The following is a 17,043-nucleotide window of genomic DNA, read 5'->3' on the forward strand; positions in this document are numbered from 1 at the left end:
ATTTTGTTTTCTCTTAACGCATCGGGATGCTTTTTTTTGTAGTCATAATTTACGAATTTTAATTATCTTCGTAAGGTACAAAATCTCGGTAAGTGCTACCGAAGGTTTAGTTCAACACACGCTACAAGCAATTTGGGTATTAGGCTTAATTTTAAGTTGGTCTTGTATTTGGAAGATTTGGCAAATCCGAAGAATGGGCTTAATTTAGTCCCAAACCCGCTGTAGTAGCAAAACATCATGCTGTAAAAAACCTCTTATTTGGATTAAGATCTTCAAATTTTCCTTTTCTACAATCCAAAACAAAGCCTTTTAAGAAAGTTCTTTTTTAGGCTGCTAATTGTAAAAAGAAGCGTTCCAAATAATTAAAGAATACTACACTAAAACAACTTATATATTCGGTGTATAGGAATCATCACCCCTTGCTTCAACATAACATTTTTGTCAGTAACACCCCAAACCGTAGTATCCACTATTTTTTTGGATTAGTTATCTTCAAAGAAAATTTTAATTTTCGAATGCTCTAGATTACCCAATGCTAAAGCCCTATTGAGTTCACTTATTCTCGTTTTTATTTCGTCAACATCGTTAAGAACATCTGTTTTGGGAAATTTAAGAAGAGCTCTGTGTCTTCTTTATCGATAATTTTGAATTCTTGTGTCATAATTGTAAAAATTTAATAAAATTATAAAGTGCAATATTGTAGCAATGCAAAAACTTTACCAGTTTTTATTAACTTTAGTACATACAAAAATAAAATCTCCTGATTTCTACAGCTCAAAGTCTTGACACAATTAGTTAATGCTCTTTATATCCACTAAACAAATCCAATCAACTTTAATGAAGTTCTTAAAATTTATACAATATATCCACAGATTATTTAAAACCCAAAAACAGTATCGCTATTTTCTACTCTTTATAAAATTCACTATTTTTGCAGTCTAAATTTTAGTTATGCCAAACAAGAAATACAAAATAGCAGTCATTCAATTGAATCTAAATGATATTGCCGAAAATAATCTTAAAAAATGCATCAGTTGGGTTCGTGATGCCGCTAAACTTGGTGCCGAAGTCATTTCGTTGCCGGAATTATACAGCAGTCATTATTTTTGTCAAAGCGAAGATGTAGATAATTTTGCTTTAGCAGAACCACTATACAGTACTTCGTTTATTGCTTTTAGCGCTTTGGCAAAAGAATTAGGCGTAGTGATTATTGTTCCTTTCTTCGAAAAAAGAATGGCAGGAATTTACCACAATAGCGCGTACATCATTGACACGGATGGCTCAGAAGCAGGATTGTACCGCAAAATGCACATTCCGGATGACCCGCATTTTTATGAAAAATTCTATTTTACGCCTGGCGATTTAGGTTTTAAAACTATTCCGACTAAAAAAGGAAAGGTTGGAACGCTGATTTGTTGGGATCAATGGTATCCGGAAGCGGCCCGTTTAACCGCTTTACAAGGTGCTGAAGTATTGTTTTACCCAACAGCAATTGGATGGCATCCTGCCGAAAAAGACGAATATGGTGTAAACCAACATGGTGCTTGGATGAGTGTTATGAAAGGTCACGCGGTTGCAAATGGCGTTTATGTAGCGGCAGCAAACAGAATTGGTTTAGAACAATATCTTCCAGATACAGCAGGAATTCAGTTTTGGGGATCTTCGTTTATTGCGGGACCACAAGGCGAAATTTTGGCGCAAGCCTCACACGATAAAGAAGAAATTCTTATTGCTGAAGTAGACTTGGACTTACAAGAAAATGTGCGTCAGAACTGGCCTTTCTTTAGAGACAGAAGAATAGACGCTTTTGGTGATATAACAAAAAGAGCGATTGACTAACTATGAGTACTACAAATAATAGAAGATTTCCTGCCGAGTGGGAAAAACAACAAGGTATTTTACTATGTTTTCCACACAATGGAAAAGATTGGCCTGGGAAATATGAAGTTGTAAAATGGGCTTTTGTAGAATTTATAAAAAAAGTGGCCACTTTCGAGCCAGTCTTTTTAGTTGTTGCCGATGAAAACCAAAAAGAAAAAGTCACTACAATGCTAGAAACAGCTGATGTTGAACTGACTAACGTTTCGTACATCATTCATAAAACCAATAGAAGTTGGATGCGTGATTCGGGTCCAATAATCGTTAAAAACGGTGCCGAAAGAGAAGCTTTAAACTTTAATTTTAATGGTTGGGCAAAATATAAAAACATTCAATTAGACAAATTTGTTCCTGCCAAAGTAGGTGAATTTCTAAATATTCCTGTTACTCAAGTTTTATACAAAGGAAAACCGGTTATTGTAGAAGGTGGCGCTATTGACACCAATGGACGCGGTACTTTACTTACTTCGGAAGAATGTTTGATGCATCCTGATATTCAGGTTCGGAATCCAAATTTCAGCAAAGCAGATTACGAAGCCGTTTTTAAGGAATATCTTGGAATTACAAATGTGATTTGGCTAGGCGACGGAATTGAAGGTGACGATACGCACGGACATATTGATGATTTATGCCGATTTGTAAACGAAGATACAATTGTAACCATTGTAGAAACAGATCCAAAAGATAATAACTACAAACCATTACAAGACAACTTAAAACGTTTGCAAAATGCCAAATTGGAAAATGGTAAATCACCTGTAATTGTTGCTTTACCAATGCCAAAACGGTTGGAATTTGACGGTTTAAGATTGCCCGCCAGTTATGCCAATTTTTTGATTTTGAACAATTCTGTTTTGGTTCCTACTTTTAACGACACGAATGACAGAAAAGCTTTAAATATACTTTCAGAATGCTTTCCTAATCGAGAAATCATCGGAATTAGTGCTACTGATTTTATTTGGGGTTTTGGGACTTTACACTGTTTAAGTCAACAAATTCCGAAATAAAAATTAAGCACTAACTTTTAAATATAGCAAAAAAATCCCCACTAAAAAAGAGGTCACTGAGAAAGTCTTTTTTAAGAATATATTTTTAATAAAAAGGAGTAGAAATCAAAGTTTTCTGCTCTTTTTTATTTGAATATTTATCCACAACCATAAGGCTTTTTAGATGTTAATTCCGTAACAAAAAATTAAGTTCAGTCCGTATTCTTCGTTATATGATTTAATTGTTCCTAAGGATAGTCTGCTAAGGAAAATTAAGAAGTTGATTGATTTTTCATTTATCTACGATGAGTTTCTCAATAAGTATTTCGCCAATAATGGTTGGACAGCAGAGTCCTGTGCGTATGTTCAAGTATTTACTTCTGAAAACAATTTATACCGTTTCAGATGTTGATGTAGTTGAACGTTCTCGTTTTGATATATCTTCTAAGTATTTTTTGGAAATGGCACCAGAAGATGATGTCTTAAATTCAAGTTCCTTGACAGAATTTAGAAAACTATGTTTGAAGGACACAATTATTGGCGATGAAGCCTATTCTGAGAAAGAAAATCTTAAACTAACAAGTGAGCAAAACATTAAAGTAGTAGCGCGTCTAAATCCTCCCATAACACAAGGATTTAGAAAGGATGAACATAAATTTGATTACAATAAAGATGCCGATAAGTTTGTTTATCCTGCAGGTCACATGGCCATACGAAAGGCTCTTCAGGGTAAAAAAAAAAATTGGAACGAATATCAAGACAAACCTACTATTTTGATGTTAAAAAATACAAGTCTTGCCCTTAAACAGAGGGGTTATTATAAAGACGGAGCCAAGACAAACAATAAAAAACAGTTACAAAAAGAAAAACGCTTGTAAGGGATGTTTAAAAATCCTGTTACAAACGTTTTTTTATTGTCTAAAAAACGACGCTAATCAAAATAAGCGATGTTTTTCAGTAGCTCCGCAAATTGCGGAGCTTTCTATATTTAAAAAATCAAGAAATTATTTTTTCTCAGACTTTTCCATTTTAGCTTTTAATGCTGCCAATACATCATTATTATCACCTAAAGTTGCAGCTGCTGCATTTGTAGATGTTGAAGCTGATGAAGTGTTTTCAGTAGCTGTTTTCACATTTTTCTCTTCTTCTTCACGGAAGATAGCAGTGTGAGATGCAACTACTCTTTTGAATTCCTTGTTGAATTCGATTACTTTGAAATCAGCTGATTCTCCTTTTTTCAGTTTCTTACCATCTTCTTTTTCAAGGTGACGAGTAGGAATAAAAGCAACGATATCATCTCCGAATTCTACAGTAGCTCCTTTGTCAACGATTTCAGAAATTTCACCGGTGTGGATAGTTCCAACTGCGAAAGAATCTTCATATTGATCCCAAGGATTAGCAGTAGTTTGTTTGTGACCTAAAGATAATTTACGTCCGTCAACATCTAATTCTAATACTACTACATCAAGTTTTTCACCAACGTTTACAAATTCAGATGGATGTTTGATTTTCTTAGTCCAAGATAAGTCAGAGATGTAAATTAATCCATCAATTCCTTCTTCTAATTCTACGAAAATTCCAAAGTTTGTAAAGTTTCTAACGATACCTGAATGTTTAGAACCTACTGGATATTTAGAAGTGATATCAGTCCAAGGATCTTGAGACAATTGTTTGATACCTAATGACATTTTACGGTCATCTCTATCTAATGTTAAGATAACTGCTTCAACAACATCACCTACTTTTACGAAATCTTGAGCAGAACGTAAATGAGTAGACCAAGACATTTCAGAAACGTGGATTAAACCTTCAACACCTTCAGCAACTTCGATGAAAGCACCGTAATCAGCGATTACAACTACTTTACCTTTTACTTTGTCTCCAATTGCTAATTTAGCATCTAGAGCATCCCAAGGGTGAGCGTTTAATTGTTTCAATCCTAATTGTATTCTTGTTTTTTCGTCATCGAAATCAAGGATTACAACATTTAATTTTTGGTCTAATTCAAGAACTTCAGATGGGTGGTTGATTCTTGACCAAGAAAGGTCAGTAATGTGAATCAATCCATCAACTCCACCTAAGTCAATAAAGACACCATAAGAAGTAATGTTTTTAACAACACCTTCTAATACTTGTCCTTTTTGTAATTGACCGATGATTTCTTTTTTCTGGATTTCGATATCCGCTTCAATAAGCGCTTTATGAGAAACAACAACATTTTTGAATTCGTGGTTAATTTTTACCACTTTGAATTCCATCATTTTGTTTACATATACATCGTAGTCTCTAATTGGTTTAACATCAATTTGAGATCCTGGTAAGAATGCTTCAATTCCGAAAACGTCAACGATCATACCACCTTTAGTTCTGCATTTTACAAAACCATTAACGATTTCTCCTGTTTCGTTAGCCGAAATAACTCTATCCCATGATTTGATAGTACGTGCTTTTCTGTGAGATAATACTAATTGACCCGTTTTGTCCTCACGGATGTCAATTAATACTTCAACAGTATCACCTACTTTTAATGCTGGGTTGTAGCGGAATTCATTCAATGAAATAACACCTTCCGATTTTGCGTTGATATCAACGATAACGTCTCTATCTGTAATTCTAACAACTGTACCATCAACCACTTCTTCTTGATCCGTAGCGATAAATGTTTTTGAAACTAGTTCTTCGAATTCTAATAAGTTTTTCTCATCAACAGCATCAATACCTTCTTCGAAATTGTGCCAGTTAAAATTTGCTAAAAACTCTTCTTGTGATTTTACTTGTTCAGACATGCTGATTAAAAATTTGTATTCTGTATTCTCTCGAGTTTCTTAATGTGCTAGAAAACAACAGAAGTTGTTTGTATAATTAATTGATACCTAAAGGAAACTCTTATTCACCAAAAGGTCTGCAAAAGTAACACTTTTATATCAAATAGCAAAATATTTACGTGCAGATAATAAACAACAAGCCAAAAGATAATTATCTAATAATCAGCATCCTTTCTTTTAACTATTCGAATCGAATTACTGGGGCATTCTTGGAGCCAAAATTCCCATTCTCGCCTTTATCTCTCCGCTACGCTGCAAGAATATCGACTCCATCAGGGATAGTTAGGTTTTATAATAATTTTTAGCACCAAAAAACCCGATAACTCTTAAAGCTATCGGGTTAAATTTATAAGAAAAAATATTTTAATGCTTAATTTCCCTTACTACTTTAGGTCCAAATTTATCTTTAAAAACAAAAGGAAAAATGATGGCAAGAACTAAAGCATACGATGCAAAAGTGATCCAGATATGAAACCAGTCTTTACTTCCATCAGCCATAGTAAAATATTTTTGAATAATATAACCACTCGCAAAACTACCAATCAAGGCGCCAAAACCATTCACCATCATCATAAACAGACCTTGCGCACTTCCTCTGATTTTTGAATCTGTTTGTGTTTCCACAAACAAAGAACCCGAGATATTAAAAAAGTCAAACGCCATTCCGTAAACAATGCAAGACATAATAATCATCCAAAGGCCATCTGACGGATTTCCAAAAGCAAACAGTCCAAAACGCAATACCCAAGCCAGCATACTAAACAGCATCACGTATTTAATACCAAATTTTCTAAGAAAAAATGGAATTGCCAATATAAATAAGGTTTCTGAAACTTGTGAAATCGACATGATTATTGCAGGATATTTAACCGCAATAGTATCTTTATAAGCATCAACCGTACCGAAATCATGGATATAAGTATCTCCATAGGCATTAGTCAATTGCAAAGCAGCTCCTAACAACATTGAAAAGATAAAGAAAATAGCAAATTTTTGTTGTTTAAACAATTCAAAAGCATTCAGTCCCAAAGCTTGTGTAAAAGAAGCACCTTTTTCTCCTTTACACATTGGAGGACATTTAGGAAGTGTAAATGCATAAATTCCTAATAGTATAGAAACGAAACCTGCAATGTAAAATTGATTTGCAGAAGTTTCATTATGCGTTAAACTAACCACCCAAAGTGCAACAATAAAACCTATGGTTCCCCATATTCTGATCGGCGGATAATCTTTTACCACATCCATATCTTTTGCAATTAATGCATTATAAGCAACCGTTATTGATAAGGAAATTGTAGGCATATAGAAAAACATATTCACTAACATAACCCAGAAAAATGTGGTCGGATTATCAACTTGCGGCAAATAAAATAAGGCTATTGCACCAAAAAAATGAAGCAAACCATATAATTTTTCCGCATTTATAAATCGGTCTGAAATAATTCCTGTTAAAGCGGGCATAAAAACCGAAGAAATTCCCATTGTCGAAAATATAATTCCAAACTCAGTTCCAGACCAATGTTTGTTATTAAACCAATACGCCCCAATAGTAAGTAACCACGATCCCCAAATAAAAAACTGAAGAAAGTTCATTAAAACCAATCTATTTTTAATTCCCATAAGTTGAGTTGTATTTTTATTTTTAAAAATTAACAGGGCGTAAATCTAGTATTAAAAAAGAGATTTCCAAAAAATTATATCGTTTTAGTACTATCATTTACTAAATCTAAAACAACTTGAAATTGTTCTTCTCGGTTTAGATAAGAATTATCAATTTCTATTGCGTCTTCCGCCTTTACTAATGGGGAATCAACTCTATGAGTATCAATATAATCACGCTCTTCCACATTTTTCAGAACTGCTTCATAAGTCACATCATTGCCTTTTTGTTGTAATTCATCAAAACGTCTTTGCGCTCTGGTAGTTGCACTTGCTGTCATGAAGATTTTTAATTCCGCATGCGGAAAAACAACAGTCCCAATATCTCTGCCATCCATAACGATACCTTTATCCTTACCCATTTCCTTCTGCTGTTCCACTAATTTGGCTCGAACTTGTGAAACTTCAGCAACCTTGCTTACAAAATTAGAAACTTCAATTGTTCGAATGGCTGTTTCAACATTTACATCATTTAAATACATTTCGGCAAAACCCAAATCAGGATTGAATTTAAATTGTAATTGTATAAAAGATAAACTGTTTCGTAATGTTTCTTTGTCAAAAGAATCCGCATTTATATATCCGTTTTGCATCGCAAAAAAGGTTACTGCACGATACATCGCTCCGGTATCTACATATACATATCCTAAATGTTTGGCGAGTTGTTTCGCTAAAGTGCTTTTTCCAGTTGAAGAGAATCCATCTATCGCGATCGTAATTTTTTTATCCAAAATGAAATTATTGTAAGTTAATAATTAATCCAAATAAGCTCGTATTTCCTGCTAATGTATATCTCGAATACGAGTAATTAAATTTTAATTTGTTCATTTTTAGTCCAAAACCAACTGAAATCCCCGAGAAATTCCGTTGTTCCTCAAGCCTTAATTCTTCCGCTCTTCTAAAATTATATCCCACACGCAAATTAAATGCTTTTTTAGGAAAAAGCTCTACTCCCACAATTACGTGACGTAAAGCATTATTTATTGTTGAAACCTTTTCCTCACTAGAACTTCCATCAATTGATGATTGCGCTCTTACAGGATTAGAAAAAGCAAGATTCCATTGTTGCAAATTTTCTAAAGTAAGATGCCATCTTATAGGCACATTATCCAATTCCTGCGAAACACCAGCTATAATTTCTAAAGGTAATTTTTCGGATGTACCCGAATAAGTGGTGAATTGTGTTCCTATATTTCGTATGGATAAACCCCAATTCACATCGTTTTTTTCGTCAATAAAAAGAGCACCTATATCAATTGCACCACCGAGTGAACTATAACTTTCTAAAGTTGAAGATATTAATTTTGCATTAGCACCTAAATGAATAGTAGTATTCGGGATGTTGTAGGCATACCCGAGGGAAAGGGCAATTTCGCTTCCGGTAAATGAAGATGTAGGCTGACCATTTTCGTCATAACCCTCAAAATTACCATAATTCACATAATTCACACCAGCCTGAAAAGTTTGCAAATGCCGATCGTAAGTGTAAGCATAAGAAGCGGTCCCATAAGTCACTTCTTTATAATAGCTTCCATAATTCAAAGCTAAATGATTGTCCATCTCTACATTCAATGTTGCGGGATTAAAATTGACAAGATTTACATCTTCGTCATATATTGTAATCGTTTTTCCTCCCAACGCCGCTTGTCGAGGAGATGTAACTAAATTTAAAAACTGATAAATATACTTCCCTCCTATCTGACTGTGGGACACAGAACAAACTAAAAATAAAGAGAATAATAAAAGTTTTTTGAGCATGCTTGAATAGCTGTTTTTGTATAGTAAATCGCAAGTGCGAAGATAAAATTATAATATAAATATAATCCTGTTTTTAGACCTAAGTTTTAGATTAAAACGGAATTATAATAAAAATTCCAAGTTCAAAACTTATAAATAAGCAATGAACTTGGAATTCAAATTATACAAAAAAAGGTATTACAATACTTTTGCGTTTTTAACTTTCTGATCAGTCAAAGCAAATTTCAATACTTCATTCATTTCCTTCACATAATGAAAAGTAAGTCCGTCAAGATATTCCGGTTTTATTTCATCAATATCACTTTTATTATCCTGACATAAAATAATTTCTTTGATATTTGCTCTTTTAGCAGCCAATATCTTTTCTTTAATTCCACCTACAGGCAACACTTTTCCTCTCAATGTAATCTCCCCAGTCATGGCCATGTTTTTCTTCACTCTCTTTTGCGTAAAAAGAGAAACTAATGAAGTCAACATTGCAATTCCTGCACTTGGCCCATCTTTAGGCGTAGCTCCTTCCGGAACGTGCAAATGAATATTGTATTTTGACAATATCGCTGAATCTAGTCCTAATAATTCTGTGTTGGCTTTGATATATTCCAATGCAATTGTAGCCGATTCTTTCATTACTGTTCCTAAATTTCCAGTAATAGTCATGGTACCTTTTCCTGGAGAAAGTAACGATTCTATAAAAAGAATGTCACCACCAACGGAGGTCCAAGCTAAGCCTGTAACCACACCAGCGATATCATTGTTTTCGTATTTGTCTCTTTCTAATCTGGCAACACCAAGTGATTTAATTATATCTTGATCCGTAACCTTCTTGTTGTACTCCTCTTCCATTGCAACTGATTTTGCTGCATTACGGATCACTTGAGCAATTTTAGCTTCTAAACCACGAACTCCAGATTCACGAGTATATCCTTCTACAATTTTTTCCAATTGTTTTTTTCCAATCGTCAAATCGTTAGAAGTCAAACCATGTTCTTTTAATTGTCTTGGAAATAAATGCTGACGTGCTATTTCTACTTTTTCTTCAATAGTATAACCTGACATATTGATGATTTCCATTCTGTCTTTCAATGCAGGCTGAATTGTTGCCATGTTATTGGAAGTGGCAATAAACATGACTTTTGACAAATCATATCCCATTTCCAGGAAATTATCATAAAAAGAATTGTTTTGTTCCGGGTCTAAAACTTCCAGTAAAGCAGAAGACGGATCTCCGTGACTACCGTTTGAAAGTTTATCTATTTCATCCAAAACAAAAACAGGATTTGATGTTCCGGCTTTTTTTAAACTTTGAATTATTCTACCTGGCATCGCACCAATGTAGGTTTTTCTATGTCCACGAATCTCTGCTTCATCACGCAAACCACCCAATGAAATTCTAACATATTTTCTACCCAATGCTTCCGCAATTGATCTTCCTATTGAAGTTTTACCAACTCCCGGAGGTCCTGTCAAACAAATAATTGGAGATTTCATATCATTTCGCAATTTTAAAACTGCCAAATGTTCGATCATTCTTTTCTTAACATCTTCAAGACCAAAATGATCTCGATCGAGAATTTTTTGTGCTCGTTTTAAATCGAAATTATCTTTTGAAAACTCATTCCACGGCAAATCTAAAAACAACTCTAAATAGTTTCTTTGGATTCCAAAATCAGGCGCCTGCGGATTCATTTTGCGCATTTTAGCTAATTCTTTATCGAAATGCTTTTTCGTTTTTTCGTCCCATTTTTTTGATTTGGCTTTCAGACTCATTTCATCCAGTTCCTCTTCCTGTGAAACGCCACCCAATTCTTCTTGAATGGTTTTCATTTGTTGGTGAAGGAAATATTCGCGTTGCTGTTGGTCTAAATCAAAACGAACTTTCGATTGAATGTCGTTTTTTAATTCGAGCTTTTGCAACTCAATATTCATATAACGTAATGTCTCTAAGGCTCTTTCTTTCAATTCATTAATTGCCAGTAAATCTTGTTTCTCTTTAACAGACAAATTCATGTTTGAAGTAACAAAATTGATCAAAAACGATTGGCTTTCAATATTTTTTATTGCAAAAGTTGCTTCCGTTGGAATGTTTGGGCTTTCTTTAATAATTTGAATGGCTAATTCCTTAACCGAATCAAGAATTGCTAGAAACTCCGTGTCGTGTTTTGCAGGTCTTTTTTCTGAAACTTCCTTAATATTTGCGGTAATATATGGATTTTCCGAGACAACACTGTCAATTTCAAAACGCTTTTTCCCTTGAAGAATTACTGTTACGTTTCCGTCAGGCATCTTTAAAACACGTAGTATTTTAGCTACAGTACCTATTTTATGGATATCATCAGTTGTAGGATCTTCATCCTGCTCATTTTTTTGAGCTACAACACCTATGATTCTGCCAGCTGCATTGGCATCATTAATTAATTTTATGGATTTATCACGTCCAGCCGTAATAGGAATTACAACGCCAGGAAACAAAACCATGTTACGCAACGGCAAAATAGCCAACGATTGAGGCAATGCCTCATTATTCATCTCCTCCTCGTCTTCAGGAGTTAATAATGGTATTAAATCTGCTTCAGTATCAAATTCTTGAAGTGACAGATTGTCAATAGTAAGTATTTTATGATTTGACATATATTTATTTAAGTCTTTTTGTCATTAAAAATTTTCATTTGCCAAGCAAATATAAGATATCATAGTATTAATTTAAATAAAATCGTTGTATGACACTAATAATTTGTACAACCCTAAAAGAGACAATCATTATGCCAAAGTGAAAGCAAAATTAATTCTATCTTCCTACAAATAAAGAAAAAAGTATAACAAATATTTAAAGAAAAATCTATTTCCTCACAGTATAATTAAAACAAAAAATAATGAAATCTATTGTGAATTTATATTAGCAAGATGGTATTAAAATCCGAAGAAAATTTTGCTTTTTATTAATTTAAAAACATCTTTATTTGGCACTCTTTTTAATAAAACACCTTTTCTTATTTAGTAATAATTATATACTACTCTTTTTCGTCTTCATTTTTACTCATAAAACCAAGAGCAATATAACCCAATACAAAGAAAATCGCCAATATAAAAATTGAATTCCTAATCGAATTTGTAATTGAAGCTACAAAACCAAAAATAAAAGTACCAACTACAATGGCAATTTTTTCAGTAACATCAAAAAAACTAAAGTAGGTAGCGTGATCTTCCGTTTCAGGCAATAATTTTGAGTAGGTAGAACGTGATAAGGATTGGATCGCTCCCAAAACCATTCCTATCATTCCTCCAAGCGCATAAATTTGGATATCAATATATGTACTTTTAGCATCTAAGAAGTAGACCGTAAACCAAATAAATGCCCAAATTGCTACAGTAAGTTTTAGTGTTTTTATATTTCCAATTTTCTCTGATATTCTTGAAAATAAATAAGCGCCGAAAATAGCAATTACATTTATTAATAAAATTATAATGATTAATTTACTAGTGGTAATTCCCAATTCTTTTTTAAAAAAAATACCAGCCAGTAATATCATTGTTTGTACACCTATGCTGTATAGAAAAAAAGCCGTTAAAAATTGTTTTAATTTTGTTAGTTTATTTATACTTTTTGAAACAACTTTAAGCTCTCTTAATCCTTTAAAAATATAATCTTTTTCGGGTTTTTTATGAAATACATTATTAGGCAAATAATAAAAAGTCACTTGGGCAAAACCAATCCACCAAATACCAACAGATAAAAACGAAATTCTCGCCGGTAAAGAAGAATCTGTTATCCCATACCATTGAGGCATCATAACCATCGTTAAATTAAACGCCAATAAAATTACAGAACCAAAATAACCATACATAAATCCTTTTGCACTTACTCGATCATGTTGTTCTGGAAAAGCAATTTCTGGCAAATAAGAATTATAAAAAACAATACTTCCCCAAAAGCCAACACTAGCTAAAATGGTACCTAAAATTCCGATCCACAATGTGTCCTGTCCCTTAAAAAAGAATAAACTCATTACTGATAACGAACCCAAGTAACAAAAAAACTGCATAAATCGTTTTTTGTTACCGGTATAATCAGCAATTCCAGACAATATTGGTGATAAGAGAGCGACTACCAAAAATGAGAATGATAAAGAATAAGATAACAAAGTTGAATTAATGAATTCTGTTCCAAAAAAATGAACAATACCATTGTTTCCGCTTGTTACCGTTTCATAATAAATGGGAAAAACAGCTGTCGAAATTACCAAACTATAAACGGAGTTAGCCCAATCATAAAAAGCCCAAGCGTTAATAAGCTTTTTATCTCCTTTTTGTAATCCTCTCATAGTTCATTTTTTTATGCTACGAATTTATTTATTTTTTGTTTAACATTATACAAAACGGGATGAAATCGTATATTAATAATTCGTTATCATAAGTACGCCGTTAGGATAAACCAAAAAAAGCTATTCTTAAAAAGAATAGCTTCTGTATAAAATTAGATTTACTAATTAATATGATTTTTATCTGTATATAATTCCAACTTTTGCAGCGGTTGCTTTAGCTTCAGGAATTAATGCTTTCAAATTCGCAATTCGGGTAGCATCAGACGGGTGTGTACTAAGGAATTCCGGTGGAGCCTGACCATTTGATTTTGCCGCCATTCTTTGCCAAAAGACAATCGCATCATCTGGGTTATATCCTGCAATTGCCATAAGGGTAAGTCCTATTTTATCAGCTTCACTTTCATGACTTCTGCTAAATGGAAGCATTACTCCAACTTGAGAGCCTAATCCATAATATTGCTGCCACATTTGTTGATTTTCGGCGCTTTGGCTTCCTGTTGCAACGGCAACTCCAACCGCTCCTAATTGTTGCAGTTGACCAGCACTCATTCTTTGTGCTCCATGATTTGCTAATGCATGTGAAACTTCATGTCCCATTACAGTAGCTAAACCGGTATCATCTTTTGTAATTGGCAATATTCCCGAGTAGACAACAATCTTTCCTCCTGGCATACACCACGCATTTACTTCTTTATTGTCTATTAATTTATATTCCCAACGATAGTCGTTTAAATATTGGTTTTGTCCTAAATAGGTCAAATATTTTTCGGCTGCTGCTTTAATCCTCATTCCTACAGTTTCAACTCTTTTTGCATCGGCTGTTCCTGTAATTACTTTATTTTCTTTCAAGAAAGTGCCATATTGTTGAAATGATGATGGAAACAACTCACTGTTTGAAACAAAATTCAGACTTTTCTTTCCTGTAAGAGGATTTGTAGCACAAGAATAAACAAGTCCAAGCGCACAGACTCCTAATAATAAGTATTTTTTCATGATTTTTAAGTTTAATTGATATACAAAATTACAAATAGTAATCATCTTTTAACTTATATAATTAAATTCAAAAGTTTCAACTTTTTTGTTTATTCTCCAATAATATGTAACTCTGTAAATTCTTTATCTACTATTAAATAATCATGATCTTCAAATGATTGATAATCGAATGTAATTTTGACATTATCAACCTCGATGGCATTTATTTTGAAAGGCAATCCAATTAAATTTATTTTATACTTAGAATACGGAGTATCATATTTTCCTTCTTTATGCAATTGAATAATTAATTCTTTCTCTTTACCAGTTGTTTGAAAAGATAAAAAGCTATATCGTCCTTTTTTATAATCATATCCATCTTGAGCATCCTCATAAACGACGGATTTTTCTTTTCCTTCTTTATAATAAATCTCCAATGACAGCTCGTCAAATTCTAGCTCACCAACGTACTGTTGTACAGGATATTTAGGAATTATCGAACCCGCTTTTACAAAAAGTGGTATTTGATCGAATTTTGTGTCTACCCAAACTTCTTTCCCTCCTTTTACTTCTTCGTTTGTCCAATAATTATACCATTGTCCACGAGGAATATACATTCGTCTTCCTAAAGCATTTGGCTCTAAAATAGGGCAAACTAAAATTTGGTTTCCAAAAACAAACTCGTCATTTCTATAATGTGTTTGAATATCCTCTTGATCATAATATACTAATGGTTTCAGCATGGGAATTCCTTCTTCAATATATTGCCAAAACATCGTATATAAATACGGTAATAATTGGTAACGTAAATTGACAAACTTTCTGGTTATATCAATAACTTCTTCGTCAAATGCCCAAGGTTCCTGGTTACCGTGATCACCCGAAGAGTGTGTTCTGCAAAAAGGATGAAAAACGCCTAATTGAATCCAACGCGCATATAATTCACCTGAAGGTTGTTCTGCAAATCCACCAATATCAGAACCTGTAAACCCCATTCCTGAAATAGACATCCGTTGTACTTGAATATTGGCAATCCATAAATGTTCCCAAGTTGCTACGTTATCTCCTGTCCAAGAGGACGTGTATCTTTGCGCACCAGAATAAGCAGATCTTGTTATGATAAAAGGTCTTTTTGGGTAAGCAAATCTCTTTACACCATGATAAGTGGCTCTTGCCATTTGTGTTCCATAAATATTATGGGCTTTTCTATGACTACACGGATTTCCATCATAATCATGACGAACATCCATTGGAAATGTTTTGTTTGGTACCTCCATAACGGCGGGCTCGTTCATATCATTCCACACTCCTTTTACACCAATATCAGAAATTAATTCTTTAAATAACCCTGCCCACCACTCTCTAACTGCTGGGTTTGTATAATCTGGGAAATTACATTCCCCGGGCCACACTTTTCCTTTCATATAAGGACCATCGGCTCTTTTGCAAAAATAATCTTTTTCTAAAGCTTCTTTATAAACAGCGTATTCTTTGTCAATTTTTATTCCAGGATCAATGATTACAACGGTCTTGAAACCATCTTCTGCAAGTTCACTCACCATTCGTTTTGGGTCAGGAAAATATTCTTTGTTCCAAGTAAAACAACGAAAACCTTCCATATAATCGATATCTAAATAAATTGCATCACAAGGAATTTTAAGCTCTCGGAATTTGGCAGCTACTTCTTTTACATTACTTTCAGGATAATAACTCCACTTACATTGGTGATATCCCAGTGCCCAAAGTGGTGGTAATTCCGGTTTACCTGTTAAATCTGTATAGGTCGTAACAACATCCTGCATTTGTGGTCCATAAATGAAATAATAATTCATTTCTCCCCCTTCAGCCCAATAACTGGTTACATTTCTTCTTTCATGACAAAAATCAAAGTAAGTCCGAAAGGTATTGTCAAAGAAAATTCCGTACGATTGTTTGTTTTGCAATCCAATATAAAATGGAACTACTTTGTATAATGGCTCCTGATCCTTTTGAAACGCATATTGATCCGTAGCAAAATTTTCCAGTCTTTTCCCTTTCAAATTTAATTGCGTCGCTTTGTCTCCAAGTCCGTAAAAGCATTCTCCATCTTTGGAAGCCTTACTCATTTTGACAATGTTACCGCCATATTCATAGCTTTCTTCCCAGTGAAAACCCAGTTCATCTTCTAATATGATATTATCATTCAAATCAAAAATAGATAATCTCATATCTGCTTTTTGAATTCGACATTGCACTTTACTGGTTTTTATCTGATAATAATCACCCAATTCCGAAACTTCAAGAAAGTTATATCCGTGAGAATGACTTTTATCAATAGCATAGGAAAAATCATTACTAAAATACCCTTTTGTCGTAAATCTAAAACGGATTAAACTATCTCTTAACACAGTAACTTTAAGAATAACACTATTATCAGTATGAAAACTAATTGAATCTACCTCTTGCTCAAATGAAACTATTTTTGTTGGATATAGATCCCCTTTAAATTCTAATTCTGTACTTGTAATCATTATTTGTGGAATTAATTATAATAAGTTTTTAGTGTTCAAACATACGAAAAATACTTTTCAAGTACATGTGCGACTGATGTTTATTCACGAAAACGATTTAGTTATAATGACTAATTATTTAAGTAAAAGTCCATTA

General features: G+C 33.4%; 10 protein-coding genes and 1 pseudogene. 3 read left to right on the forward strand and 8 right to left on the reverse strand.

Going from position 1 to position 17,043, the window contains the following annotated elements:
- Nucleotides 1-951 precede the first annotated feature (951 nt).
- The 3 genes and pseudogenes from ACFX5D_RS15560 to ACFX5D_RS15570 form a co-directional block, all read left to right on the forward strand.
- Complete coding sequence (locus ACFX5D_RS15560; RefSeq protein ID WP_379859122.1) at nucleotides 952-1,839, forward strand: carbon-nitrogen hydrolase; 888 nt, start codon at nucleotides 952-954, stop codon at nucleotides 1,837-1,839.
- Nucleotides 1,840-1,841: 2 nt separating this feature from the next.
- Nucleotides 1,842-2,885 carry an agmatine deiminase family protein gene (locus tag ACFX5D_RS15565; protein ID WP_379859123.1) on the forward strand — a complete coding sequence of 348 codons (1,044 nt, stop codon included), beginning with the start codon at nucleotides 1,842-1,844 and terminating at the stop codon, nucleotides 2,883-2,885.
- A gap of 184 nt (nucleotides 2,886-3,069) precedes the next feature.
- Nucleotides 3,070-3,645: pseudogene (locus ACFX5D_RS15570) on the forward strand (transposase); the annotation flags it as partial.
- 223 nt (nucleotides 3,646-3,868) lie between these two features.
- Here ACFX5D_RS15570 and rpsA read toward each other — a convergent pair.
- The 8 genes from rpsA to ACFX5D_RS15610 all read right to left on the reverse strand — a co-directional run bounded on the left by rpsA (nucleotide 3,869) and on the right by ACFX5D_RS15610 (nucleotide 16,907).
- Complete coding sequence (gene rpsA, locus ACFX5D_RS15575) at nucleotides 3,869-5,650, reverse strand: 30S ribosomal protein S1 (protein WP_379859124.1); 1,782 nt, start codon at nucleotides 5,648-5,650, stop codon at nucleotides 3,869-3,871.
- Nucleotides 5,651-6,052: 402 nt separating this feature from the next.
- Nucleotides 6,053-7,309: a nucleoside permease gene (locus tag ACFX5D_RS15580; RefSeq protein ID WP_379859125.1), complete on the reverse strand. Its 1,257-nt coding sequence runs from the start codon at nucleotides 7,307-7,309 to the stop codon at nucleotides 6,053-6,055.
- 74 nt (nucleotides 7,310-7,383) lie between these two features.
- The gene (gene cmk, locus ACFX5D_RS15585; protein WP_379859126.1) at nucleotides 7,384-8,079 is read right to left on the reverse strand and encodes a (d)CMP kinase; all 696 of its coding nucleotides are present in this window, start codon (nucleotides 8,077-8,079) and stop codon (nucleotides 7,384-7,386) included.
- A 7-nt stretch (nucleotides 8,080-8,086) separates the two neighbouring features.
- Nucleotides 8,087-9,106: a type IX secretion system protein PorQ gene (gene porQ / locus ACFX5D_RS15590; protein WP_379859127.1), complete on the reverse strand. Its 1,020-nt coding sequence runs from the start codon at nucleotides 9,104-9,106 to the stop codon at nucleotides 8,087-8,089.
- A 177-nt stretch (nucleotides 9,107-9,283) separates the two neighbouring features.
- A complete protein-coding gene (lon, locus tag ACFX5D_RS15595; protein WP_379859128.1) occupies nucleotides 9,284-11,734 on the reverse strand; it encodes an endopeptidase La in 2,451 nt (816 codons plus the stop codon).
- 380 nt (nucleotides 11,735-12,114) lie between these two features.
- Nucleotides 12,115-13,425: an MFS transporter gene (locus ACFX5D_RS15600; RefSeq protein ID WP_379859129.1), complete on the reverse strand. Its 1,311-nt coding sequence runs from the start codon at nucleotides 13,423-13,425 to the stop codon at nucleotides 12,115-12,117.
- A 177-nt stretch (nucleotides 13,426-13,602) separates the two neighbouring features.
- Nucleotides 13,603-14,418 carry a M48 family metallopeptidase gene (locus ACFX5D_RS15605; protein ID WP_379859130.1) on the reverse strand — a complete coding sequence of 272 codons (816 nt, stop codon included), beginning with the start codon at nucleotides 14,416-14,418 and terminating at the stop codon, nucleotides 13,603-13,605.
- Nucleotides 14,419-14,507: 89 nt separating this feature from the next.
- The gene (locus ACFX5D_RS15610; protein WP_379859131.1) at nucleotides 14,508-16,907 is read right to left on the reverse strand and encodes a glycoside hydrolase family 31 protein; all 2,400 of its coding nucleotides are present in this window, start codon (nucleotides 16,905-16,907) and stop codon (nucleotides 14,508-14,510) included.
- Nucleotides 16,908-17,043: the final 136 nt, after the last annotated feature.

Origin of the sequence: Flavobacterium fructosi, assembly GCF_042787335.1 — a bacterium.
GTDB lineage: Bacteria > Bacteroidota > Bacteroidia > Flavobacteriales > Flavobacteriaceae > Flavobacterium > Flavobacterium fructosi.